Origin of the sequence: Pseudomonas arabinosi, from assembly GCF_047758675.1 — a bacterium.
Lineage (GTDB): Bacteria > Pseudomonadota > Gammaproteobacteria > Pseudomonadales > Pseudomonadaceae > Aquipseudomonas > Aquipseudomonas arabinosi.
The window spans coordinates 3,279,057-3,300,681 of sequence record NZ_CP180480.1; the positions used below are offsets into that span (position 1 = coordinate 3,279,057).

A 21,625-nucleotide genomic window follows, 5' to 3' on the forward strand; every position below is an offset into this window, starting at 1 on the left:
TAACGAGGATTTTAACAATGAGAATTTTGATCGTGGGCGCCGGCTCGACCGGCGGGTTTTTCGGGGCAAAGCTGGCCAAGGCAGGTCGCGATGTTACGTTCCTCGTACGGCCGCAACGACTTCGCCTCATCGAGCAACATGGCCTGTGCGTCAGAAGCCCGGCCGGTGACATCGACATACAACCGCAGCTCATTACATCAGCGCAAATCAATGGCACCTTCGACATCGTTTTGCTAGCGGTCAAGGCCTACGCGCTTGACTCTGCGCTACAGGACATGGCCGCCGCTGTCGGCCCCGAAACAGTCATCTTGCCATTGCTCAACGGCATGCGGCACATGGACGTCATCTCGGAAAAATTCGGTGCAGAGCGCTTGCTGGGATGCGCTTGCAAAGTGGCAACAAGCCTTGATGAGAGTGGACGTATCATCCAGCAGGGCACGTTCAACGATATCTCCTATGGAGAGCTGGATGGGAGTGATTCGGATCGACTCGCAGCCGTGCACGCGTTCATGCGCGACGCCGGATTCGATGCAAACATTTCGAATACGATTTTAAGGGACATGTGGGAGAAGTGGACGTTGCTCGCGGCGATGGGGAGTATCAATTGCCTGATGAGAGGCAGTATTGGCGAAGTCGTAGCGGCCGCAGGAGGTCACGAATTTGCGCTACGCATGATTGATGAAGTGGCGGCGGTTGTCCGTGCCGCAGGTCAAGAACTAAGCGAGCCCTTCCTGACGCAAGCCTATCGTCTTCTCACATCGCAAGGCTCCCCACAAACATCGTCGATGTATCGGGATCTAGTGGCCGGCCGAGCCATCGAAGCCGATCAGATCATTGGGGATCTCCTCGTGCGAGCGTCTGCAAAGGATATGGAAGCTCCCCTGTTGGCTTTGGTCTATGCGCACTTGTTGGTTTACCAAGCACGATTGGATAACTGAAAAGTTCCAAGGACAGCACCTGACGGCCCGGCCATGGGCCATTCCGACCGCCTCGCTGATCGGAGGCGACACCCCGAAAATCTGCCTGTGGCGCAGGTGGTGCGGCTGACCGCATACATCGCGCCATTCTTCAGGAGAAAGACCATGTCTTCTATATCATTCCCGCACTTGCGGCGCAGCCTGCTTGCGACTACCGCAATTGCAGGTGCCTGCGCACTGCTCGCACTCGTCTCACCCAGTTACGCCCGGGCCAGCACCACACCGGAGGTCGCTGCCACCGTTGAGCAGGACAGCGCGATCCGTCCTTTTAAAGTTAACATTCCTGAAGAGGCGGTTGCCGACCTGCGCAAGCGTGTGTTAGCCACACGCTGGCCAGACCGTGAAACGGTAGGCGACCAATCCCAAGGGGTGCAACTGGCGAAACTCCAGGATCTGGTGGCTTACTGGGGCACGCAATACGACTGGCGCAAGGTTGAAAAACAGCTCAATGCCTTACCAATGTTCGTGACCAAAATTGACGGCCTCGACATTCAGTTCATCCACGTCAAATCAAAACACCCGAACGCTATGCCGCTGCTACTCACCCATGGCTGGCCCGGGTCGATCCTGGAGCTGACCAAGGCCATCGCCCCCTTGACCGATCCCACTGCCCATGGAGGTCGCGCCGAAGATGCTTTTGACGTAATCATTCCCTCGATGCCCGGCTACGGTTTTTCGCAGCGTCCCACCAGCGGCGGTTGGAACCCTGACCGCATCGGACTCGCTTGGGATGTGTTGATGAAGCGTCTGGGCTACAAGCGCTACGTGTCCCAAGGCGGCGATTGGGGTTCTGTGATCGCAGATGCCATGGGGCGCCAGGCGCCATCAGGCTTGCTGGGCATACACGTGAACATGCCAGCTACCGTACCCGCCGATGTCGCCAAGGCAATAAGCGACGGCACCCCTCCACCCGCCGGTCTGTCGACCTCGGAGACAGCGGCCTATGAATCGCTGAAAACCTTCTTCTCCAAAAATGCCGCTTATGGCGCCATGATGGGTACCCGCCCACAGACCGTAGGGTACGGCTTATCCGATTCACCTGCGGGGTTGGCGGCGTGGATGTTCGACAAATTCAATCAGTGGACCTACAGCGGTGGTGATGCCGGCAAATCCCTAACCAAGGACGAGATGCTCGACGGTATTTCGCTCTATTGGTTGACCAATAGCGCCGTCTCGTCCGCCCGCCTTTACTGGGAAAATAACAACAACAACTTCAACGCAGTGGAACAGAAGACCCGCGACATCAAGATCCCTGTCGCGGTCACCGTGTTTCCCGGCGAAATTTACAAGGCGCCGAAGACCTGGACTGAGCGCGCTTATCCCAACCTGGTTTATTTCAACGAAGTAGACAAAGGGGGACATTTCGCGGCGTGGGAAGAACCTGAGCTGTTCGCAAAAGAACTCCGGGCAGCATTCCGCACCTTGCGTTAAGTAAAACGTTGCATATGGCCTGCCCACTTGCAGGGCAGGCCGTACACCAATGCCCGTCTAGATGCAGCTGGTGCTGACCGGCTGCTTTTGGCCGATTTCTGGCTGTCGCCACCGGCAGCTATGGGTCGGATAGCGACCACCAGCCATTGTGACTGATCCACCCTTGTCCTCCCCTCACGTGGAGGACAAGCCATGAACACTATTGCTAGATACCAACATCAGCCTTGGAACAAGGGAAAGCTTGTCGGGCAGAAAGCTCCGCTTCGAGTCAGAGATATCTGGGCTATCCGCGTAAGACTTCAGCTTGCTGAGAAGACGCGTGATTTGGCGCTCTTCAACTTGGCCATCGATAGCAAGCTGCGTGCTTGTGACTTAACCAAGTTGCGAGTCCGCGACATCACCCATGGGGAGCATGCGAGGCTTCATTTGCCTTAGACCTCGACGGTTTCTACACGCGGGATGAATCGATTGCCGATGGGGGAGGTTCCAAAGGCAATGCTCCAAGGTTCCAGGTTCAACGCCCGTTGTCTTTACTGGCTGGAGCGAATGGCCCCTCCATCAATCAACACGTTCTGCCCGGTCAGGTAGCCCGCATGACTGCTGCAAACGAAAGCGCACAGAGCACCGAACTCCTCGGGTGAGCCGAAGCGTTTAGCAGGAATTTCGCTACGGCAATCGCCGAGGAATGCCTCACTGTCTTGCCCCGACTCTTCGGCCGCAGCGACCAGGTTGTCACGCAGTCGATCGGTGTCGAATGAGCCCGGTTGCAGGTTGTTGATCGTCACATTCCGACTGGCAATGTTTTCTTGCCGGGCAAGCCCTGCGATAAACCCCGTCAGACCACTGCGCGCGCCATTGGACAGACCCAGGCTTTCGATTGGGGACTTCACGGCACTCGAGGTGATGTTGATGATTCGGCCAAATCCGCGTGTGGCCATACCGTCTACCGTTGCCTTGATCAACTCGATAGGGGTGAGCATGTTGGTATCCAGCGCCTTGAGCCAGGCGTCGCGGTTCCATTCGCGAAAATCCCCGGGAGGAGGGCCTCCAGCGTTGTTGATCAAAATATCGAAATGCTCATGGGCCATAAGGGCGGCCGCGCGACCCTCGGGCGTCGAAATGTCTCCGGCTACGGCGATGACAGTCACTTCAGGATTTATCGCTCTGAGCTGACGGGCTGTTTCATTCAGCGTCTGTTCGCCTCGGGCGGTGATCACCACGTTAACGCCTTCGCTGACGAGTGCCTGTGCGCAGGCTTTACCCAGGCCTTTGCTGGCCGCGCACACCAGCGCCCAGCGTCCTGCTATTCCAAGATTCATGCGTGTTTTCCTGAAAGAAGGAAGCTCAAAGAAAGTGGTTGCCTACTGCAGTACCCATGCTCACGCATGATTCGCAGTGACAGGCAGGTTTGGCGATCGAGTACTGATTCCCATAAAGCGCCGCACTCGCTCTCCTTCGGCATCGCAGCGTATGGTTTCAGGTGCAGCATCCAGTTGGATATTACCGTTCTCCATGAAGACGACCCTGTCGGATATCGACATGGCAAAGTCCATTTCGTGGGTGACGATAATCATGGTCATGCCTTCGCTGGCAAGGTCGCGTATGACGTTCAGCACATCGCCCACCAGCTCTGGATCGAGCGCTGACGTAGGCTCGTCGAACAGCATGATGTCCGGCTCCATGGCCAAAGCACGAGCGATCGCCACGCGCTGTTGCTGTCCGCCGGAGAGCTGGTGCGGGTACTTGTGGGCGTGGGCGAGCAGGCCGACCTTGTCCAGCAGCGCATAAGCACGGTGTTCGCTCAGCTCGCCCGGGATGCCGTGGTAACGCGGCGCCAGCGTGACGTTGTCGAGAATGGTGCGGTGCGGGAACAGATTGAAGTTCTGGAACACCATGCCAATGTGCCGCACGCCTTTGCGCAGACGGGCGCTGTTGGGTTTGTCCGAAGCTTCGATGAACTTTTCACCGAACAACAGAATGTCGCCTGTATCGATGCTTTCCAGACCGTTGACCGTGCGGATCAGCGACGTTTTGCCGGAACCGGATGGGCCAATGATCGAGATCACCTGGCCGTATTCGACATTCAGATCGATACCCATCAGCACTTGGTGCGTGCCATAGCTCTTCTGGATGTTCTTCAGTTGCAGGATGGGCGTCGCGTTGCTGCCCGTGGCTTTACGCGCATTGTCGGGCAAGGCTTCGGCGCAGGCCTTGAGCTTGGCCTCGGCGGCGGCATCGAGTGTATGCGGCTTGCGGAAGTTCAGGTCCAGGTAGCGCTCCAGGCGCTGCAGGAAAAAGCCGAACACGGTGACGATCAGCACGTAGTACACGCCCACCGCCGCCAGGGTTTCCATGACCAGGAAGTTGGTGGCATAGAGGCGTTGGCCGACCGTGAGGATTTCGGTCAGGGAGATGACCGAGACCAGCGACGTCAGCTTGACCACCGTGATGTATTCATTGATCAACGTAGGCAGCGAGATACGGAAAGCCTGGGGGATCACGATCAAGCGCTGCATGCCGAACAGGCCGACACCCAGCGCGCGGCCTGCTTCCTTCTGGCCCTTGGCCACGGAGATCAGGCCACCACGGTGGATCTCCGCCATGTAAGCCGCTTCCGTGACCACCAGGGCCAGCAAGCCTGCGTAGAAGGGGTTGGACAGAATCGGTCCGCTACCGGGAAACAATTGTGGCAAGTTGTAGACGAAGACCACCAGCACCAGCAACGGGATGCTGCGGAAGAACCAGATGTAGACCGCCGCGGGAATGCGCATTAAGGGCGACTGGGACAACTTGGCCGTGGCCAGGCCAAAGCCCAGCAGCATGCCGAGGAACCAGGCCAGGGCACTGAGCTGGACCACCGTGACGCAGGCCTTCCAGAAGTCCGGCAGGGAGAACAGGGAGATGAAATACGACCAATCGAATTGCATAGGGCACCTCGATCTGCCGCCCCGGTTCAGGGGCGGCAGATGACCAGACTACAAGGACACGTTCTTAGTGGGCAGTCGGTTCTTCCAAGCCATATTTCTTGAGAATAGCGGCGTATTCACCGCTCTTTTTGGTCTCCTCGAAGGCTTTTTGTACGGCCTGGAATGTTTCGTCGTTACCTTTCTTGACGAAGATACCCAGGGTTTGCTGATAGATCGGGTGGTCGGTGGTGATCACCACCCGGCCATTGGTTTTTTCCGCGATCAATTTTGCGGCGCCGGCGATTTCAACCTGGGCCTGAATGTTCTTGGACAACAGGGCCTGGGTCACTTCGGGTGCCGAGGGGTACTCGCTGACGGTGATGGCGCCTTTGTTGTTCGGCACGCAGTACTCATCGGACAGCTTCCTGAATTCCTTGACCCAGGTGGTGCCCTGTTCCAGGCCCAGTTTCAAGCCGCACAGGTCTTCAGGTTTTTTCGCATTGATCTCGCTGCCCTTGGGCACCATGACCGCGGCACCGGTGTTGGCATAGGCGATGGTCTGGGCCTGAGTCTGGCGCTCCGGTGTGATGTACATGCCGGAAATGACCGCGTCGTATTTGGCGGAGTTCAGGCCCAGGATCAGGCTCGGAAACTTGGTGTCGATGAACTCCACCTTGGCGTTCATGTGCTTGGCCAGTGCCGCTGCTATCTCGGGGTCCGAACCCACCACGTTTTTGTCCTTGTCATAGGACTCGAAAGGAGGGTAGGTGATTTCCATGCCGACTTTGAACGTGTCTGATGCGGCCATGCTCACCGAGGCACCGAGCATGCCGGCTGCCAATACAGCCAAGCTCAACAGGTTTTTTTTATTGTTTTTCATTTTTACTGACTCCGGCGTAGGTAGGGGTAACTGAAAACTTCAATCAGGACGGTTGAGCCTGATTTTTCAAATGTCCGAAACTGGCGGGCTTGCGTGCCTTGCCTGGCAGTTGAACGTCCCCATTGGCCACCCTCTGGCGCAGATACTGATAGGTCTGCAGTGCCTGGCCGTACATGTGTTCGCCGATCGTGATTTCTTCGTAGTCGTTACCTCCCTGGGCGAACCCGGGCAGCGGTTTGATCTGGGTGTGATAGTCGCAGGCATAAAACAGCGGAAAGGAATAACGCTCCTCCTTCACGCTCCGCACCCGGTGCGCAGTGGCAACGAATGCGCCTGCCGTCATCACTTCCAGCATGTCGCCGATGTTGACCACAAAGGCATCGGCAATCGGTGGTGCATCGATCCATTGTCCAAGGTTGTTCATCACCTCAAGGCCTGGTTTGTCGGCCAGGAGGATGGTGAAGCACTCATAATCAGTATGGGCGCCAAGACCCGGTGCGTCATGGGCGGCACCGTCGAAGGGGTAGTGGATCAGGCGCAGCTTGGACGGCGGGCGGGTGACCAGGCTGTCGAAATAGTTTTCTTCCAGGCCCAGGGTCAGGGCGAAGCCGCTAAACAGCCGCCGGCCCAAGGCGAAAATCGCGTCATAGTAGGCCTGCACCGACGCCTTGAAACCCGGCAGCTGCGGCCAGTCGTTGGGCCCCAGTAGCGGGGTGTTGGCCAGCACCAGCGGATCATCGGCCGGGACTTCGAAGCCGACGTCGAAGGCTTCCTTGTGGTCCGGCTTGCCTTTGGAATAGACCTCTTCGCCTTCGGGTACAAAGCCCTTGTGGGTTTGCGAGGTGCCGATGTAGTGCCGCATCTTGGTGTCGAAGGGCTGGTCGAAAAAGTCCTTGGCAGCCTTGCGCAGGTTGGCGATCAGCTGCGGGTCGATACCGTGATTGGTGATATAGAGGAACCCGACTTCGCTGGCGGCGCGCCCCAAATGTTCGGCCACGGCCAGGCGGTGTTCCAGTTCGACGCTGAACAGACCGGCGATGTTGACCACCGGGATGCTATTGAAGTTGGCTTTGTGTGTGTCAGTGCTGGCGCTGTTGTTTTTATTGTCAGGCATGACGCATCGGCTCCCTAAGGATTGCTTGAGTGGTGGAAACGCTCGAAGTGTTCGCGCTCGGTCTGGCCCATCCACACGTTCAATGACCACAGGTCGGCGACCGGGACATTGGTGAAGGGCAAATGGTGCAGGTAGCCGTCGGCGCCGAATTCCGGGGTCAGGGTGCTGACCTGGTAACCGCGGGCTTGCTGCGAGCGCCAGATGCTTTCCCAGTGCTGCTGGTGGAAAGCCAGTTCTTTTGCATACTCGGGAGCCGCCGGGTGCGGAACCTGCGGACCCTGGTCGTAACCGACCCGGGCCTGGATATGGTGAACCCGCTCGATGAAAGCGCTCAGATCATCGGTCGGGTCATTCAACAGGCGCTCGCAGGTCACGACCCAATGGCTGATGTCACTGGTGAACAACAGATCGGGCAGTTGCCGGATCAACTCCAGGGTCACCCAGGGGTTGAACAGCGATCGCGAGCGGTGAGTTTCGAAACTGCAGACCTGACCGTGCTTGCGCGCCAGTTCCAGTGCCTGACCGAAGAACTCCACTTGTTGTGGCAACGACCAGCGGTCATTGCCCGCCAGCACGTTGACGAAACGTGGGCCGAGCTCGGCGGCCCAGGCGAGTTTCTGATTGAGGTCATTGAGGTGAACGGCAGGGGTCGCCGATTGCTCTGGCAGCACATCGTAGGCCGTGAAGACTGTGCTGATATAACCCAGGCGATTGGCCTGGAGAAAAGCGGCGAACTCAGCCCGTTCACGGGCGTCCAGTGGCAGGCGTGCTTCCATTCCATCAAAGCCCGCCTGCAGCAGCTCTTCAAGCGCCTGGGCCTTGCTGGCGGTGTAACCCCACAGCGTGCGGAAAATTTCCAGCTTCATCGGTGATCCTCAAAAACCCTTGGGCCTACTAAGCGCTGCCGAGGCTAGTTCGCTGTGGAGCCGATGTTAGGCATAGGCGACGGGGTGGAAGAATCTGAAAATTCAAATGAATACTTCAGACTTTCGTCAACAAATAGCTAGCTATTTATCGCGCGTTTCAAGAGGGATTTTATGGGCGAGGAGGTGTCTACGCTGGCTATTAGCGAGGGGTGCTATTGTTACGGCATCATTTTGAAGAGTCCCAAGCGAGACCGGGGCGCTGATGGTTCGCTTCTGGCTGTGAATTCAACCGGTCGATGCAACAGATTGGCTAGATCGTTCAGCGGGCGTTTCGTCATTTAGTGTTTTTCGAGGGCGGTTATTTATCTGCCTTGCCACTTCATTGAGCGTGGCGTGCAAAACAGGCCGGAACTGTCCGGGCTCAATATCCATATTCAACGTAGGGGTCCAAGTAGAAACTTTGCGTATCCCAGTTGATTCGATAAATCACTTCTTTCCCTGGCTTGATGTTGGCCGCGACAGTTTTGATCGCGACACCAGCACATAATCCAGACTCGGCGAGCCCCGTGCCGAGGTTCACTTCACCGGGCGGCAAAATGAAAGATGCCTTCTGACCGGGACCTATCTTGGCTGCGCGCTGACCATCAATGTAGAACACGACGTCACATCCCGCACCGACAAGCCCGTCATCACGAAGAATAGTCAGGCGTCCCGGATCGTTCGAGCCCTGGCTTTTGAACGCGTACATCTGATTGGCCGGCACTGGCCGCGCTTCAGAAACCCGCATAGGTGATGTTGCGCAACCGCCCAAGGCCAGCAAGAGCGCCCCCGTTGCGATAATCCTTCGCATAATTTTTCCCTCCTGAAAAAGGGCGAATGTATCAGAGCGTCATACTGCTTTGCTTCATAACGTGCAGGCCCACCAGGATAGGCTTGATCGACTGAGCATCGGCTTTCAGTGCGAAGTAGGTCCATAGGCCTCCCAAAAGATCCGCTACTCCGAAGAGAACGATCATTGGACTGGCGAGGCCAACGACAGCGAAGGTAGTGAAGGCCACGAAGACGGCGAAGCGCGTGTACACCGACGCTTCCAAAAATGGCTTGTTTTCGTGCTTGGCATGCGACCCATGCGTAGGCACTGAACGCAAACCTGGACCTATTTTCCATTCCTTTAGTGATGAACGGCAGATGGAGCGAATAAATCCTGGAGGCCTGACGTTTGACTTGAGAGGCTTGGCCGGGCTGCCGGAACAAGCCTCTCGATGGAAGGGTTAGACTTCTGAGGGGCACACAGCGTACTCAGCCTTAGGGGCAGGTAGCCAGAGGCCAACCGATGCGCGCTGCACGCAGGAGACTGGCCTTAACAACCAAGCGGTGAAATGGGGCAATGACGAAGATGTAGGCCCGGCCTAGACGGTTGTGGCACTGGACCACGGTTGACAAAACGAGTTGGTGATTGCCTTCTGCCTCTCCAGAACACAGAACCGATATCCGGAAGTCGAGGTGCTTGTCGTCCTCTCCCAACACGATTTCAGTCTGGTTCGTGCTGTAGACCTTGAAGATTCCAAGCCGATTAGCAAGTGATGCCAAGTGTTTGGCTGTCTTGAGACCAAAACAGGCAACGATAGTGTCTCGGACTTTCAAGAGCCATCCGATCCAGGATGGCTGGTGGGAAAAGATGAATCGAGCCAGCAAATCTGGATTGCTGGATGTGCCCGCAGGGAGCCGAATCGCAAAAGCGTCCGCTAGGTTCATTGACTTGTAAAAGTGGGAGATGCCGGACCTCGAGGGGACTGGCACGGACGTAATAAGCTCGAATTCTCTGGGCATCGGGGATCTCTCCTGAGGTCTAACTACTAATAATTAGACGACATGCCATGTCGCGTTTCCTGTTGCGATGGCTTGTCGAATAACGCTCCTTTTCGCCCTGCAAGTACTTGTCTAGCTTAGAAGTGGTTGCGGCAAACGCGACATCGCCCTGAGAAAAACACAACAAGGGCGGCGGTAAGCCCTGCTGCCTTCTGGATTCAAAAGCGGCATCGGTACGCTACCCATTTGCCATCACTGTGTCCACCGTCCTCTCCTGGCCGATAACTGCCCTCGGTTACAGGCAGCTACCGGCAAAAAATTACCGCCATCTGGCACTTGGGGCGGGATCGACTGGCGTCCGTGGTGCCGAGGGGCGTTTGGGCGAGCCGAGTGAAATCGCCAGGGCTGCGTTGTTCCTGGCGTCAGATGACAGCGGTTTGGTCATTGGCATTGAACTGTCCGTCGATGGCGGCACAGCGCAAATCTGATCCTCAAAAGAAATCAGCCCTGCACGCCAGATGCGTGCAGGGCTTTTTTGTTTTACGCGATTGAACGCTGGCGCACGCCGAATCGTTCACGTTGCCTCGATCACCACGGCTGGCTTGAGCGGCGTCGCTTGATAGACCAGCAGTTGCCATTGTTCATCGGTTTTCTGCCACGCCGTGAGCGTTCGGTTGTGCAGATGTTTTCGCACGCCCCCGGAGGTGACGGTGGTGAACATCTCGCCAAACGCGATCGCCAGTTCACCCACCCGGGTCACTTTGTCGATTTGATGGTTGAGGGTGTGATAGATGAACTCCCGGGCGCGGCACTTCTCAAGGTAGCTCTTGAGATCGTCGACCACACCGCTGGCGTGGATGTAGGTCAGGTCCGGGTGGAACAGGTAGCTGAAGATATCCAGATGACCGCCGAGCATGGCGGCACTGCGTTGTGCTTCGCAGGTGCGGATCACCAGGTCGATCTGATCGTTATGCGTCATCAGCCGCTCCTCGAGCTGCCGTGACGATGATTTCGATCAGCAGTTTTCCACCCAGGTCGACGCCGTAACAGGCGCGCTGGGGCCAGTGTTGCGGGTTGTCGCCGATCCACCTGGCCCAGATTTCATCGACCATGGGTTTGCTGCCCATGTCCGCCAGTAGCACCTGGGCCGACAGCATGCGCGAAGCGTGGGAGCCAAGGCCTTCGAGGCTGGTACTCAACGCGGCGAGGGCCTGGTGAGTCTGGCCGACGATGTCCAGTGAGGTGTCCGCAGAGGTTGCCACGGTATAAACGGTGTTGGCGCAGGCGCAGGAACGGCTACGTCCTGCGTGGCCGCTCGGAACGCGTTCAATTGTTTGCATAGGGTCTTCTTCCAGGTTGAAGTGAGGCACAAGCCAGCATCGACTGGCTTCTGCCGTCCTTGATTAAACCGGCAGCGTTGCTTCTTCCGCGGCAATGGCGGCCTGCACGCTTGGACGTGCTTCGATGCGCTTCATGAACGACGCCAGTTCTGGCCAGTTCTTGACATCGATATTGAAGAACGGCAGCCACTTCAGCACGGTGAACAGGTAGGCATCGGCCAGGCCGAAGGCGCCCAGCAGGTAGTCTTTGTTCACCAGGCCCCTGTTCAGGTAGTCCAGGCGCTTGAACAGTTTCTGCCGGAAAATTTCTTTGGTGGACTCAGGAATATCAGCATTGAACAAGGGCGCGCTGCCACCATGGATTTCCGAGGTGATGAAGTTCAGCAATTCCTGCAGACGAGTGCGCTCCCAGGTGCCGTTGGCCGGTGCCAGGGAATTGCCCGGAACCTGATCGGCCAGGTACTGGACGATGGCCGGCCCTTCGGTCAGTACCTGGCCGTTATCCAGCACCAGTGCGGCGACGTATCCCTTTGGGTTGATGTCGCGGAAATCACGGCCGTCTGCTGTGGCTTTGGTCTTGTTGTTGACTCGGATCAGTTCGAAAGGCAGGCCCAGTTCACGTAGCACGATGTGCGGCGACAGGGAGCAGGTCATAGGGGCAAAGTACAGTTTCATGGGTATCTCCTTATAAGCGGGCAACGCTTACCCTAACGTGGTGCCGTTCCAGGCCTGAAACGGCTGTGAACCTCGTTCCAGACATATTGGTGGCATGTCATCGAACGGTAAAATTACGATCTTATGCGCCCATCATTAGGTGCCCTTATGTCCATTCAGGCGACTTTCGCTTCAGTACTGCGAACCGTCATCGGGATGTCGCTGCCGAGGGTCGACTTGCGGATTTCATTGAGAAACGCCTGGGCAGAAGGCGTGTGTTCGCCGGCGGGTGAGCACACCAGGCCGAACTCACGATAGATCGGCTTGCTCAATTCGAAGACCCGCATTCCCCGGCGATCAACCGGCAGTGTCGAGGCCGGTACGATCGAAATGCCCATGCCTTCACTGATCAACGCAAACGCGGTGGTCCAGTCGCGCACGGTGATCTTGATGTCCTTGAGCTTGAGTCCTTCACGCTCGACCAGTGACTGGCCATTGAGGTAGCAGCCGCCGGTCGCGAGGATGAAAGGCTCTTCCACCAGATCCTTGAGCGCGACCGTGTTGGCCGAGGATTTGCGGGCCAAGTGATGGTTCGCGGGGACTGCCGCCACCCAGGAGTCGCGGCCCAGCAACAGCGCACCACGGGACGGGCAGGGGTTCATCACGACGCCCAGGTCGATGCTACTGTTGGTCAGCCATTGTTCGACTTCTTCGTCGGTACCTTCCAGCGAGACGATTTCGATGCCGGGGTGCAGCCGGCTGAAGCTTTGCAGCAGCGGCGGCAGCAGGTTGGCGAACACGGATGGAAAACTCGCGAGTTTGATCCGTCCCAGATGGCATCCGCGCGATGCATCTACCAGATTCTGGATTGATTCGAACTCGCTGAGCATGCGTCGTGCGCGGTCGATGATCTGCTGCCCGATCGCCGTCGCGGTGGTCTGGCGGCGGTCGCGCACGAACACTTTTACGCCTAGCGCTTCCTCCATCTGCGTCAGGGCCTGGCTTGCGCCCGACTGGGTAATGCCATAGCGCTCGGCGGCGCGGGAAACATTTTCGGCTTCAGCCACGGCGACCAGCAGGCGCCAATGCATCAGGTTCATCATCTCAGTAGTTCCTCTTATGTTCGGCTAATCGAGATTTAATTTTACGAAGCACCTGCACAGCCTCAGGATCGCCCTGAATACACAGTGAGGTGTTGGAAAGTGGGCAAAACCTTGTCAATGGATCTGGCGGCCAGACCCGCCTCGGCGGCTCCTGTTCTGGTGAGCGTGGCGTTGAGTTCGTTCATGGTCGCGCTGGATGTCACAGCGCTGAACGTGGCGCTGCCGAGCATCGGGCATGACCTGGCAACGGGTATGGATCGGCTGCAATGGATCGCCGGCGCCTACACCCTGATGTTTGCCAGCCTGCTGTTGTCCGCCGGTGCGTTGAGTGATCGTCTGGGGGCCAGGAAAGTGTTCCTGTTTGCCCTGTTGGTTTTTACCGGTTCGTCGGTGGCCTGCGGATTGGCCCAAGGCGTTGTTGAACTGATTGCCGCGCGGGCCATTCAAGGCATCGGTGCGGCACTGATGCTGCCCAGTTCCATGGCACTGCTGGTCGAGGCGTTTCCCGATCCCAAGGCGCGGGCCAAGGCCGTGGCCTTGTGGGGCGGGATCTCGGCACTCGCGCTGGTGAGCGGCCCGTTGTTGGGCGGCATGCTGGTGGAACTGGTCGACTGGCGTTCGATTTTTTATCTGAACGTACCGTTCTGCCTGATTGCCCTGGGCTGTTGCGCGGTACGCAGCAGTCGCCTTGCCATCCAGCCGCGCTCGATTGATTGGGCGGGACAGATGCTTTCGGCGCTGGCGCTGGTGTCGTTGATCTTTGCCCTGATTGAAGGGCCAGTGTGGGGCTGGGGCAACGCCTGGGTCATCGCGACATTGCTGGTGGCGCTGGTTTCGGGCGCGGCGTTTATCTATTCGCAGCAGGCGCAGCGTGAACCGATGCTGCCGCTGAATCTGTTCGAGTCCAGAACCTTTTCCGCCGCCATTGGCGCCGGGTTTCTGCAAACCCTGGCGTATTACGGCAGCCTGTTCGTGCTGCCGTTCGCATTGCAGGGGCAGGGCCGGACGCCGGTGGAGGTCGGTCTGGCAATGATCCCGATGACGATTGCGACCGGCGTGATGGCGAGTCTCTCGGGGCGTTTGTCGAATGCCTTCGGGGCCCGTTCAGTCGGTACCGCCGGCATGCTTTGTGGAGCGCTCGGGGCGGTATTGCTGGCGCTGTACGGAATGGATCGCATCAACCTGATGCTCGGGGGGCTGTTGATCGGTCTGGGTGGTGCGACCTTGCCGGTCATTGTCGGCGCTTGTCTGGCGAGTGTGCCGAGCGGCAAGGTCGGCGTCGGTTCCGGGGTACTCAATGCCGCGCGCCAATGTGGCGGGGTGACCGGTATTGCCTTGCTCGGCGCCACGCTCGAAGAGCCGGGGCGCGCCACTGGGGCCTTATCGATCATTGCCCTGTCGTTCATTGCCGCCGCCTTGCTGACTGTACTGCGGCTGTACACCGACGAAGTCGATGTCGTGAGTGAATGCTGACCGGCGCGCCGAAGCTGGCCGGTGAGTGTTTCAATGAATCGACGTTGCGTTGCCTGCCCCGTATCGAGCAGGCAGGCAAACGCAACGTTGTTGTGTCGGTTCAGGTTGTGAAAGAGCGATTCGGCAAGGCGCCGAAGCACGCTTGCCGAAGATGCAGCCAACAGCAACGTTCAACCCCAGCGACGTACCGTCCCGGTGTCCAGTCCCAACAGATCGAGCATTCGGCCAACCGTGTGATCGACCATGTCTTCGATGGTTTGCGGTCGGGCATAAAACGCCGGTACCGGCGGCATCACGATGCCGCCCATCTCACAGACCTGGGTCATGCTGCGCAGGTGTCCAAGATGCAACGGCGTTTCCCGCACCATCAGAATCAATGGCCGGCGCTCCTTGAGCGTCACATCGGCGGCGCGACTGAGCAGGCTGCCGGTGATGCCGCTGGAAATTTCCGAAAGACTCTTGATCGAGCAAGGGGTCACCACCATGCCCAGGGTCTTGAACGAGCCACTGGAAATCGATGCGCCGATGTCCGCTGGATCGTGCACGACGCTGGCAAGGGCTTTGACATCTGCCACTTTCATGTCGAGTTCATGGGCCAGCGTGACTTGAGCCGATTTGGTCATGATCAGGTGGGTGCCAATGCCCAGCTCGCGCAGCAGCTTCAGTGTGCGCACGCCGTAAATCACGCCGCTGGCACCGCTGATGCCGACCACGATGCGTCGTTCAGGGCTGCTCATGGGAATCCACCACGTTGTCGAATGCGCTGATCACCGGCGCTTCGCCCGGCAGACCCAGATCGTTCCAGCGCTCGCGCACGCGTTCATAGACTGATGGACGCAACAGGGTGCGGGTGGGGAAGTTGCGAATGTTGCGGTAATCCTTGCAGGCGTTGATCAAGGCTTTGGAGCCGAAGAAACGCTTCTCAGGCGGGTTCTGTGCCGGATCCAGCGGCGAGCCGCGGGTGTTGCGCAGAATGTCGATGTCATCGCTGGGCGTGGCGCGCGTGGCCATGGCCCACAGCACCTGATTCATGTCGGTGGGATCGACGTCCTCATCCACCGCGACGATCCATTTGCTGATGTAGGCGCCGCCGGGCACCTGGCTGGCGAGGGCCAGGGCTTGTGCGGCATGCCCGGCGTATTTCTGTTCGAGACTGATGACGATCATGCCGAAGGCTCCGGCAGCGGCGGGCGGGCAATACACCCCTTTGATGCCCTGAATGCCGAGCTTGTCGAGGTCGCTCCAGATCTTGGCCGAGCGGATGGTGGAGAAAAACGCGCTTTGCTCGTTCGAGGGGAAATCGGCCATCAGCGCATTGGTCAGAATCGGTCGGGTGCGGTAGTGCAGGGCGGTGACTTCGATCAGCGGGCAATCGATGTCCTTGTAGCCGTAGTAGCCGGTGAACTCGCCGAAAGGCCCTTCTTCACGAGTCGATCCCGGGCGAATGACGCCCTCAATGACAATTTCCGCTGCGGCAGGAATCAGCAGGTCGGAGTTTTTCGCGCGCACCACTTCAACGGGTTTGCCCTTGATGCCACCGGCAAAATCATACTCGCTGACGCCCGGCGGCAACGACTGCGATCCCACCACCATCATCAATGGATCGACGCCCCAGGCTGCCGCGACGGGCAAAGCCTCGCCTCTGGCCCATGCCTGGTGGATATGACGCAGGGCATCCTTGCCCGGTGCCAGCGACAGGCCGACTTCGCGGGGGCCCTGGATCATCATTCGATAAGTGCCGACGTTCAGGTAGCCGGATTCCAGATCCCGGGTGAACACCGCATCCGCCGTTCCGGCGTAGGCGCCGCCATCCCTTGGCCAGTGTTTGGGGATCGGCAGGCGGGTGAGGTCGATGTCGTTGCCGGTGAGTGTGTTCTGGTAGATCGGCGCGGCTTCAGCCGAGATTTCAAGCGGGGCGATGCTGTGTTTGAGCTTGTCTTTGGTGCGCCGGATCAGTTCCATGGTCGGCGTGTCCGGTGCCTCCTCAAGGGTGATCGCGGTGCGCGCCACGCTCGGGCCGAAGATGTTCCACAAATGACGCAAGCCCAGCGGCGAGTCCGCTTGGTCGAAGAGCACTGCAGGCGAGGCGGTTTGGCGGGCCACCAGATAAGTGATGGCGCTCATTTCTTCAATCGGGTCGACGGCTTGCGAGACGGTCTGCAGTTCGCCGATCTTCTCGGCCCGTGCCAGCCAGTCTCGAAGGTCGGCAACTGGTTCAATCAATTCGTTCATCTTGGGTATCCGCAAGGACTGAATAGAAAAACGACGGGCGCATTTCTGCGCCCGCCGCCAAAAGATCAACGTTTGTCGATCGAGTACTTTCCAGGCCCCAACAGGCAGAGGAAAAGGAAACCGCCGGCAATGCTCACGTTCTTGAAGAAGTGCACGAACAGCGTGTGATGATCGGCCGGATTGGTGGTGTTCCAGAACGCATGACCGATGATCCCGGTGCCGATGGTGTACAGCACGAAAATCGCTGCGATGGGCCGGGTCCAGAAGCCGAACAGCAGGGCCAGTCCGCCGAAGAATTCGACGACGGTGGCGACGATCGCGGTGAACTCGGGGATCGGCGCGTTCACCGATTTGAGGTAGGTCACGAAGCTGCCGTGGTCGGTGACATAGGTAAAGCCGAAGTAGCCGTAGAGGATCAGGATCATGATCCGTGCCACGAGGATCAGTGCGTCGCGTTGGTCATCGAACAGCTGATAGCGTAAGTACATTCCATTGCTCACAAGTCAGATTGGGTAAGGGATAGCGGCGGAGTCTGTGTCAGCCAGAAAAAACGATCGGTTGAACACCTGTGGGTTCACCGCGTTTTCGTGGTTTGGTTGAGCGTCGAAAACGTCGAGTACGTTGCCGGCGGCCAGTTTCGCCATGCGGCTCACCGCCTCGCGGGAAACCCCGGCCAGGTGCGGCGAGCAGATAACGTTGTCGAGGCTGGGCAGACCGCTGCCGTGGGACGGCGGTTCTGGCAGGAACACGTCCAGCGCGGCGCCGGCGATGCGTTTTTCGACCAGTGCCTGATAAAGCGCCTGCTCGTCGACGATGCCGCCACGTGCGGTGTTGATCACATACGCCTGGGGTTTCATCAGGGCCAAACGCTCGGCGGACAGTAAGCCGACCGTTTCGGCGGTCTTCGGGCAGTGCAGGCTGACGTAATCGGCACTTGCCAATCCGTGTTCAAGCACTGCAACCGGTTCTACGCCGTGGGGCAACTGTCGTGGGGCGAGGTACGGGTCGTACACCTTGACCCGCATCCCCAGGGCCACGAGGAGCGTGGCAACACGGGCGCCAATCCGCCCGCAACCGACGAGCAGCACTTCGCGACCTTCCAGTTCACTGGGCAAGTAGTCGTAGCGCTGATGCCAATTGCCGTTGCGCACCAGATGGGTAAGCGCCTCGGTTCGTTTCGCCAGGGACAGCATGAAGCCCAGGGTGTGTTCCGCCACTGCCCGGTGATTGGCATTGGCGCAGACCATCACTGGAATCGCGGCCTCGGTCATCGCCGGGATATCGACCGTGTCGAAGCCGACGCCGATCCGCGACACCACCTGCAAACCTGGTGCGCGTTGCAACTCGCAGGTGCCGAACCGGGTCAGGCCGAGAACCACGCCGTGCACTGCATCGAAGCTCTCGAGCAAGGCCTGGAACTGGCCTTGCTCAATGGTGTTAGGAAACTCCACCACTTCAATGTCGTCACGCTCGCGCAGCATTTGCTTGCCTTCGGCACCCAGGATATGGGCGATCAGTACGCGCTTCTTGTTCATGCGACGTGCTCCTGTACCGCGTTCCGGGCAAAGAACTCGCCGTCATTGACGCCGATGCGGAACATCACCCGCTGGGCATCCCGCGACAGCTCGGTAGCGCAGTGCAGCACCGAACGGTTATCCCAGATCAGCAGGTCGTTGGGCTCCCACTGGTAGTTGAAAATCCGCTCCGGCGTCAGGGCAAACGCAAACAGCTCATCAAGCAACGCCCGACTTTGCTCTTGCGAGTAACCGTTGATGCGCGAGGTGTAGCCCGGGTTAACGTAGAGGCTTTCGTGCTGTGTGCGAGGATGCACGGCAACTGTTGGGTGGGTGCTGGCCGGGAAGGTCTGCTCCAGGCGAGTGAAGATTTCCTGGATCGACTCCCCGACATCGTCTTCCTTGACTTTGTAAGTCCAGCGCACGTCATGTACCGCCTGACGATTGTTGACCCGCTCGTACAGATCCTTCGGCAGATCGTCATACACCGACTGCATATCCACGAACAGCGTATCGCCACCCGCTTCGGGAATCTGTTGCGCGTGCAGCATGGTCAGTGGCAGTGGCTCGGCCAAGTAGCTGGAGTCGCTGTGCCACATGTTGCCGAGCTTGCGCGCGCCGACCGCGCCAGCGCCGTTGCGGTTGTTGATTACCAGAATGTTCGGATACGCCGGGTCGTGGTAACTCTTGAGCTTGAACTGTTCGAGTTCCCCGAAGCACGCTGCGAACTGTTGATAACCCTCACGGGTCAACGTCTGGTTTTTCAGTGCCACCACTTTGCGTTCGTATACCAGTTCCTGAATGGCACGAATCTCCTCCAGGGAAGCCGTGTTGATATCGAAATCCGTCACCGACGTGACGAAGGTTTGCGCCAGATCCGTTCGCTTCATGTTGTGAGTCTCCTGCACAACGTCAGTCAAACAGCCAGCGCAGGCTGGAGTTGGGCCGCGACAGGAGCGCTATCCCGATTCGAATCGCTGCTTTTGAGCATCAGGCTCAGATCGAGGATATCGGCCGGGTTGTGTGCCGAGGTGACCGACATGCGCAGTGCTGCCTGACCACGTGGTACGGTCGGGAAGAACACGACGGAGGTGTAGTGACCCTGTTGCAGCAGGTACTCACCCTTGGCGATGGCTTCCTCTTCGTTACCGATGCGTACGATCCGGATCGGCAATTCGCTGCCGCTGGTTTCGGTCGGGATCAGGTTGTCGAACAGCTTCATGTTGTTGCGCAGCGAGCGTTGCAGTTTGTGCAGTTCCGGCGTGGCATGGATTTCCGCCGACGCCAGTGCTGCGCCCACGGCAGCCATGTTTGGTGCGCAGGAGAAGCCGTAGGTGGGTGCATAACGACGGATCGAGTTCTCGATGTGCTTGGTGCCAAGCATCAACAGACCGCCCGCTGCGCCAAAGCCTTTACCCAGGGACGCGGCCACGATGGTGTTCTCATCCAGGCCGTCCAGTTGCGAGCGGACGAAGCCTTCACCGTGCTGGCCGACCACCGAAATACCGTGAGCGTCGTCCAGATATACGAACAGACCGTACTTGTCCTGCAGGGCACGCAGCTCGCGAACCGGCGCCGCGCCGCCCATCGAGTAGGCACCGTCGCCCACGTAGGCGACCTTGCGACCGCCCTGGCACAGACGCTCCAGGTGTTCGAGGTCGTTGTGCTCGATCACGATCACGTCAGTTTCTTCGCGCAGTACCGGGATGTGGTACTGCAGCGTCACGTGGGCGAAACGGTCGAAAGCGATCAGCGGTTTCTCACCACCGGTGAACAGGCCGGCAGCCAGCAGCGGCAGGGCGCCCATGTTGGCGGCAGCCACGGTCGGGAACACCACCACACCGTTTACATCAAACAACTTGGCCAGGGTGTGTTCCAGGCGCACTAGCGGCTCGGCGGAGAGGCGTGTGCGGGCTACCGAAAAGTGCGCCGACGGGATTTCATCCATCGAGGCCTTGGCGGCGGCGAGCACTTTAGGGTGGGCGTCCAGGTTGAGGTAACCGCAGCGGGTGTAGTCGATCACTTCCTTGCCGCTGGTGGCAATTTCGATGCGGCGGTTGTCGAGCACACGGCAAGAAACCCCCATCAGACCTTTTTCATACGCGGCGTCGAAATGCGGACGGCTGATTTCAGCCATTCTCGAGGCATTGCGAGCCTTCAGTTGTGGCGCTTTTTCGTCCGGGCTGTTGTTGATTTCAACTGTTTTATTCACGGCGATCTCGTCCTTTGAGTGGTCGTTTTCAAGCCGTTGTGGCTTGAGAACGGCGCTAGGATCCACGACCGCTGAAACATTTTGCAAAGGACTTCTTGAGTGCTACCTTATGACAAAATCTCATGAGCATTACGAAGTCTTATGGTTGCCAGAATTCCCTCTCTCAATGGATTGAAAGCGTTTGAATCTGCTGCTCGCCATATGAGCTTTACCAAGGCCGCCGAGGAACTCAATGTCACGCAGACGGCCATCAGCCATCAGATCCGCCGACTTGAAGATGAACTGGGCATTCGCCTGTTTCTGCGGCTCAAGGATGGTCTGGCGCTGACCACTGAAGGTCATGCATATTTACCTGGCATTCGCTCGGCGTTTCATGAGTTGCGCTATTCCACGGAAATGTTGCTCGAGTCGACCAACAACAGCGCATTGACCATCAGCACCCTGGTTTCCCTAGCGTCCAAATGGCTGTTGCCGCGCCTGGCATCCTTTCAGGAAGCATTTCCCAATATTGATGTGCGGGTCACCGCATCAACCGAACTGGTCGACTTCCGCAAGGGCGGCATCGACGCCGCGATCCGCTACGGTTTCGGCGACTGGAAGGGCTTGCGGGCGGACTGGCTGATGTCCGACGAGATCTTTCCTGTGTGCAGCCCCAAGCTGCTGACTGGCCCCAAAGCCTTGAAAAGCCCGGTTGATCTGGCCAATCACACGCTATTGCAGGTCAGCGGCATGACCAGCAACGACTGGAACATGTGGTTGAGCGCGGCAGGGCAACCGAAGAAACTCGCCGAAGGCACGCGGCTAACCTTCGATCTGGCAATGATGGCGGTGCAGGCTGCCATCGACGGATTGGGGGTGTGCATCGGTCGCTCCACCTACGTCGATGACGATTTGAAGGCCGGGAAACTGGTAGCGCCGTTCAACCTCAAGTTGAAGTCCGATCTGGGTTTCTACCTGGTGACGCCGCTGGAAATTGCCAACTCGAAAAAAGTCGTGGCATTCCGCACCTGGCTGATCGATCTGGTGCAGAGCGCCAAATCTGCCTCTGCTTCCGAAATCCTTAAATAAGCTTTGCGTTTTGTATTGGCATCTATCAATCCCGCTCTTGCATACA

The 21,625-nt window shown here is 58.4% G+C and carries 23 protein-coding genes and 1 pseudogene; 6 read left to right on the forward strand and 18 right to left on the reverse strand.

Annotated elements, in window-relative coordinates; all coding sequences use genetic code 11:
- The first annotated feature begins 17 nt into the window (after nt 1–17).
- The 3 genes and pseudogenes from ACMXYJ_RS15425 to ACMXYJ_RS15435 all read left to right on the forward strand — a co-directional run.
- Nucleotides 18–938 carry a ketopantoate reductase family protein gene (locus ACMXYJ_RS15425; RefSeq protein WP_415760519.1) on the forward strand — a complete coding sequence of 307 codons (921 nt, stop codon included), beginning with the start codon at nt 18–20 and terminating at the stop codon, nt 936–938.
- 144 nt (nt 939–1,082) lie between these two features.
- Nucleotides 1,083–2,408 carry an epoxide hydrolase family protein gene (locus ACMXYJ_RS15430; protein WP_415760520.1) on the forward strand — a complete coding sequence of 442 codons (1,326 nt, stop codon included), beginning with the start codon at nt 1,083–1,085 and terminating at the stop codon, nt 2,406–2,408.
- A 192-nt stretch (nt 2,409–2,600) separates the two neighbouring features.
- Nucleotides 2,601–2,822, forward strand: a pseudogene (locus ACMXYJ_RS15435) (integrase); the annotation flags it as partial.
- Nucleotides 2,823–2,938: 116 nt separating this feature from the next.
- Here the strand turns inward: ACMXYJ_RS15435 and ACMXYJ_RS15440 are convergent.
- From ACMXYJ_RS15440 to ACMXYJ_RS15475, 8 genes are all read right to left on the reverse strand, one after another.
- A complete protein-coding gene (locus ACMXYJ_RS15440) occupies nt 2,939–3,727 on the reverse strand; it encodes an SDR family oxidoreductase (protein WP_415760521.1) in 789 nt (262 codons plus the stop codon).
- A 60-nt stretch (nt 3,728–3,787) separates the two neighbouring features.
- A complete protein-coding gene (locus tag ACMXYJ_RS15445; protein WP_415760522.1) occupies nt 3,788–5,335 on the reverse strand; it encodes an amino acid ABC transporter permease/ATP-binding protein in 1,548 nt (515 codons plus the stop codon).
- A 64-nt stretch (nt 5,336–5,399) separates the two neighbouring features.
- Nucleotides 5,400–6,194: an ABC transporter substrate-binding protein gene (locus ACMXYJ_RS15450; protein ID WP_415760523.1), complete on the reverse strand. Its 795-nt coding sequence runs from the start codon at nt 6,192–6,194 to the stop codon at nt 5,400–5,402.
- Nucleotides 6,195–6,237: 43 nt separating this feature from the next.
- Nucleotides 6,238–7,308, reverse strand: a complete 1,071-nt coding sequence (locus ACMXYJ_RS15455; protein ID WP_415760524.1) for an isopenicillin N synthase family dioxygenase — start codon at nt 7,306–7,308, stop codon at nt 6,238–6,240.
- A 14-nt stretch (nt 7,309–7,322) separates the two neighbouring features.
- A complete protein-coding gene (locus ACMXYJ_RS15460; RefSeq protein WP_415760525.1) occupies nt 7,323–8,174 on the reverse strand; it encodes a sugar phosphate isomerase/epimerase family protein in 852 nt (283 codons plus the stop codon).
- A 421-nt stretch (nt 8,175–8,595) separates the two neighbouring features.
- The gene (locus tag ACMXYJ_RS15465) at nt 8,596–9,024 is read right to left on the reverse strand and encodes a hypothetical protein (protein WP_415760526.1); all 429 of its coding nucleotides are present in this window, start codon (nt 9,022–9,024) and stop codon (nt 8,596–8,598) included.
- A 31-nt stretch (nt 9,025–9,055) separates the two neighbouring features.
- A complete protein-coding gene (locus ACMXYJ_RS15470) occupies nt 9,056–9,256 on the reverse strand; it encodes a hypothetical protein (protein ID WP_415760527.1) in 201 nt (66 codons plus the stop codon).
- A 223-nt stretch (nt 9,257–9,479) separates the two neighbouring features.
- Nucleotides 9,480–10,004, reverse strand: coding sequence for a DUF2867 domain-containing protein (locus ACMXYJ_RS15475; RefSeq protein ID WP_415760528.1), 525 nt, complete (start codon nt 10,002–10,004; stop codon nt 9,480–9,482).
- Nucleotides 10,005–10,240: 236 nt separating this feature from the next.
- On the opposite strand from ACMXYJ_RS15475, the gene ACMXYJ_RS15480 reads away from it, so the two are divergent.
- Nucleotides 10,241–10,471 carry an SDR family oxidoreductase gene (locus tag ACMXYJ_RS15480; protein ID WP_415760529.1) on the forward strand — a complete coding sequence of 77 codons (231 nt, stop codon included), beginning with the start codon at nt 10,241–10,243 and terminating at the stop codon, nt 10,469–10,471.
- Between the two features lie 86 nt (nt 10,472–10,557).
- Here ACMXYJ_RS15480 and ACMXYJ_RS15485 read toward each other — a convergent pair whose 3' ends face one another.
- From ACMXYJ_RS15485 to ACMXYJ_RS15500, 4 genes are all read right to left on the reverse strand, one after another.
- On the reverse strand, nt 10,558–10,962 hold the full coding sequence (locus ACMXYJ_RS15485; protein ID WP_415760530.1) for a nuclear transport factor 2 family protein: 405 nt from the start codon (nt 10,960–10,962) through the stop codon (nt 10,558–10,560).
- Nucleotides 10,952–11,323 carry a Rid family hydrolase gene (locus ACMXYJ_RS15490; RefSeq protein ID WP_046046710.1) on the reverse strand — a complete coding sequence of 124 codons (372 nt, stop codon included), beginning with the start codon at nt 11,321–11,323 and terminating at the stop codon, nt 10,952–10,954. Before ACMXYJ_RS15490 ends, ACMXYJ_RS15485 begins: the two co-directional genes overlap by 11 nt.
- A gap of 63 nt (nt 11,324–11,386) precedes the next feature.
- Entirely contained in the window at nt 11,387–11,998 is a 612-nt protein-coding gene (gstA, locus tag ACMXYJ_RS15495; RefSeq protein ID WP_415760531.1) for a glutathione transferase GstA, read from the reverse strand.
- Nucleotides 11,999–12,153: 155 nt separating this feature from the next.
- Nucleotides 12,154–13,080, reverse strand: a complete 927-nt coding sequence (locus ACMXYJ_RS15500; RefSeq protein WP_415760532.1) for a LysR family transcriptional regulator — start codon at nt 13,078–13,080, stop codon at nt 12,154–12,156.
- A 99-nt stretch (nt 13,081–13,179) separates the two neighbouring features.
- Between ACMXYJ_RS15500 and ACMXYJ_RS15505 the strand changes: the two genes are divergently transcribed.
- A complete protein-coding gene (locus ACMXYJ_RS15505; RefSeq protein ID WP_415760533.1) occupies nt 13,180–14,553 on the forward strand; it encodes an MFS transporter in 1,374 nt (457 codons plus the stop codon).
- Between the two features lie 170 nt (nt 14,554–14,723).
- Here ACMXYJ_RS15505 and ACMXYJ_RS15510 read toward each other — a convergent pair whose 3' ends face one another.
- The 6 genes from ACMXYJ_RS15510 to ACMXYJ_RS15535 form a co-directional block, all read right to left on the reverse strand.
- Nucleotides 14,724–15,290, reverse strand: coding sequence for a UbiX family flavin prenyltransferase (locus tag ACMXYJ_RS15510; protein ID WP_415760534.1), 567 nt, complete (start codon nt 15,288–15,290; stop codon nt 14,724–14,726).
- Nucleotides 15,277–16,785 carry a UbiD family decarboxylase gene (locus ACMXYJ_RS15515; protein WP_415760535.1) on the reverse strand — a complete coding sequence of 503 codons (1,509 nt, stop codon included), beginning with the start codon at nt 16,783–16,785 and terminating at the stop codon, nt 15,277–15,279. Before ACMXYJ_RS15515 ends, ACMXYJ_RS15510 begins: the two co-directional genes overlap by 14 nt.
- Nucleotides 16,786–16,850: 65 nt before the next feature.
- Nucleotides 16,851–17,273 (reverse strand): DoxX family protein, encoded by a 423-nt coding sequence (locus tag ACMXYJ_RS15520; protein WP_415760536.1) that lies wholly within the window; start codon nt 17,271–17,273, stop codon nt 16,851–16,853.
- Between the two features lie 15 nt (nt 17,274–17,288).
- On the reverse strand, nt 17,289–18,320 hold the full coding sequence (locus ACMXYJ_RS15525; RefSeq protein ID WP_415760537.1) for a hydroxyacid dehydrogenase: 1,032 nt from the start codon (nt 18,318–18,320) through the stop codon (nt 17,289–17,291).
- Entirely contained in the window at nt 18,317–19,189 is an 873-nt protein-coding gene (locus ACMXYJ_RS15530) for a TauD/TfdA dioxygenase family protein (RefSeq protein WP_415760538.1), read from the reverse strand. The genes ACMXYJ_RS15525 and ACMXYJ_RS15530 overlap by 4 nt, the downstream gene beginning before the upstream one ends.
- 26 nt (nt 19,190–19,215) lie before the next feature.
- The gene (locus ACMXYJ_RS15535; protein WP_415760539.1) at nt 19,216–20,511 is read right to left on the reverse strand and encodes an aminotransferase class I/II-fold pyridoxal phosphate-dependent enzyme; all 1,296 of its coding nucleotides are present in this window, start codon (nt 20,509–20,511) and stop codon (nt 19,216–19,218) included.
- A gap of 141 nt (nt 20,512–20,652) precedes the next feature.
- Between ACMXYJ_RS15535 and ACMXYJ_RS15540 the strand changes: the two genes are divergently transcribed.
- Nucleotides 20,653–21,579, forward strand: a complete 927-nt coding sequence (locus ACMXYJ_RS15540; RefSeq protein ID WP_415760540.1) for a transcriptional regulator GcvA — start codon at nt 20,653–20,655, stop codon at nt 21,577–21,579.
- Nucleotides 21,580–21,625: the final 46 nt, after the last annotated feature.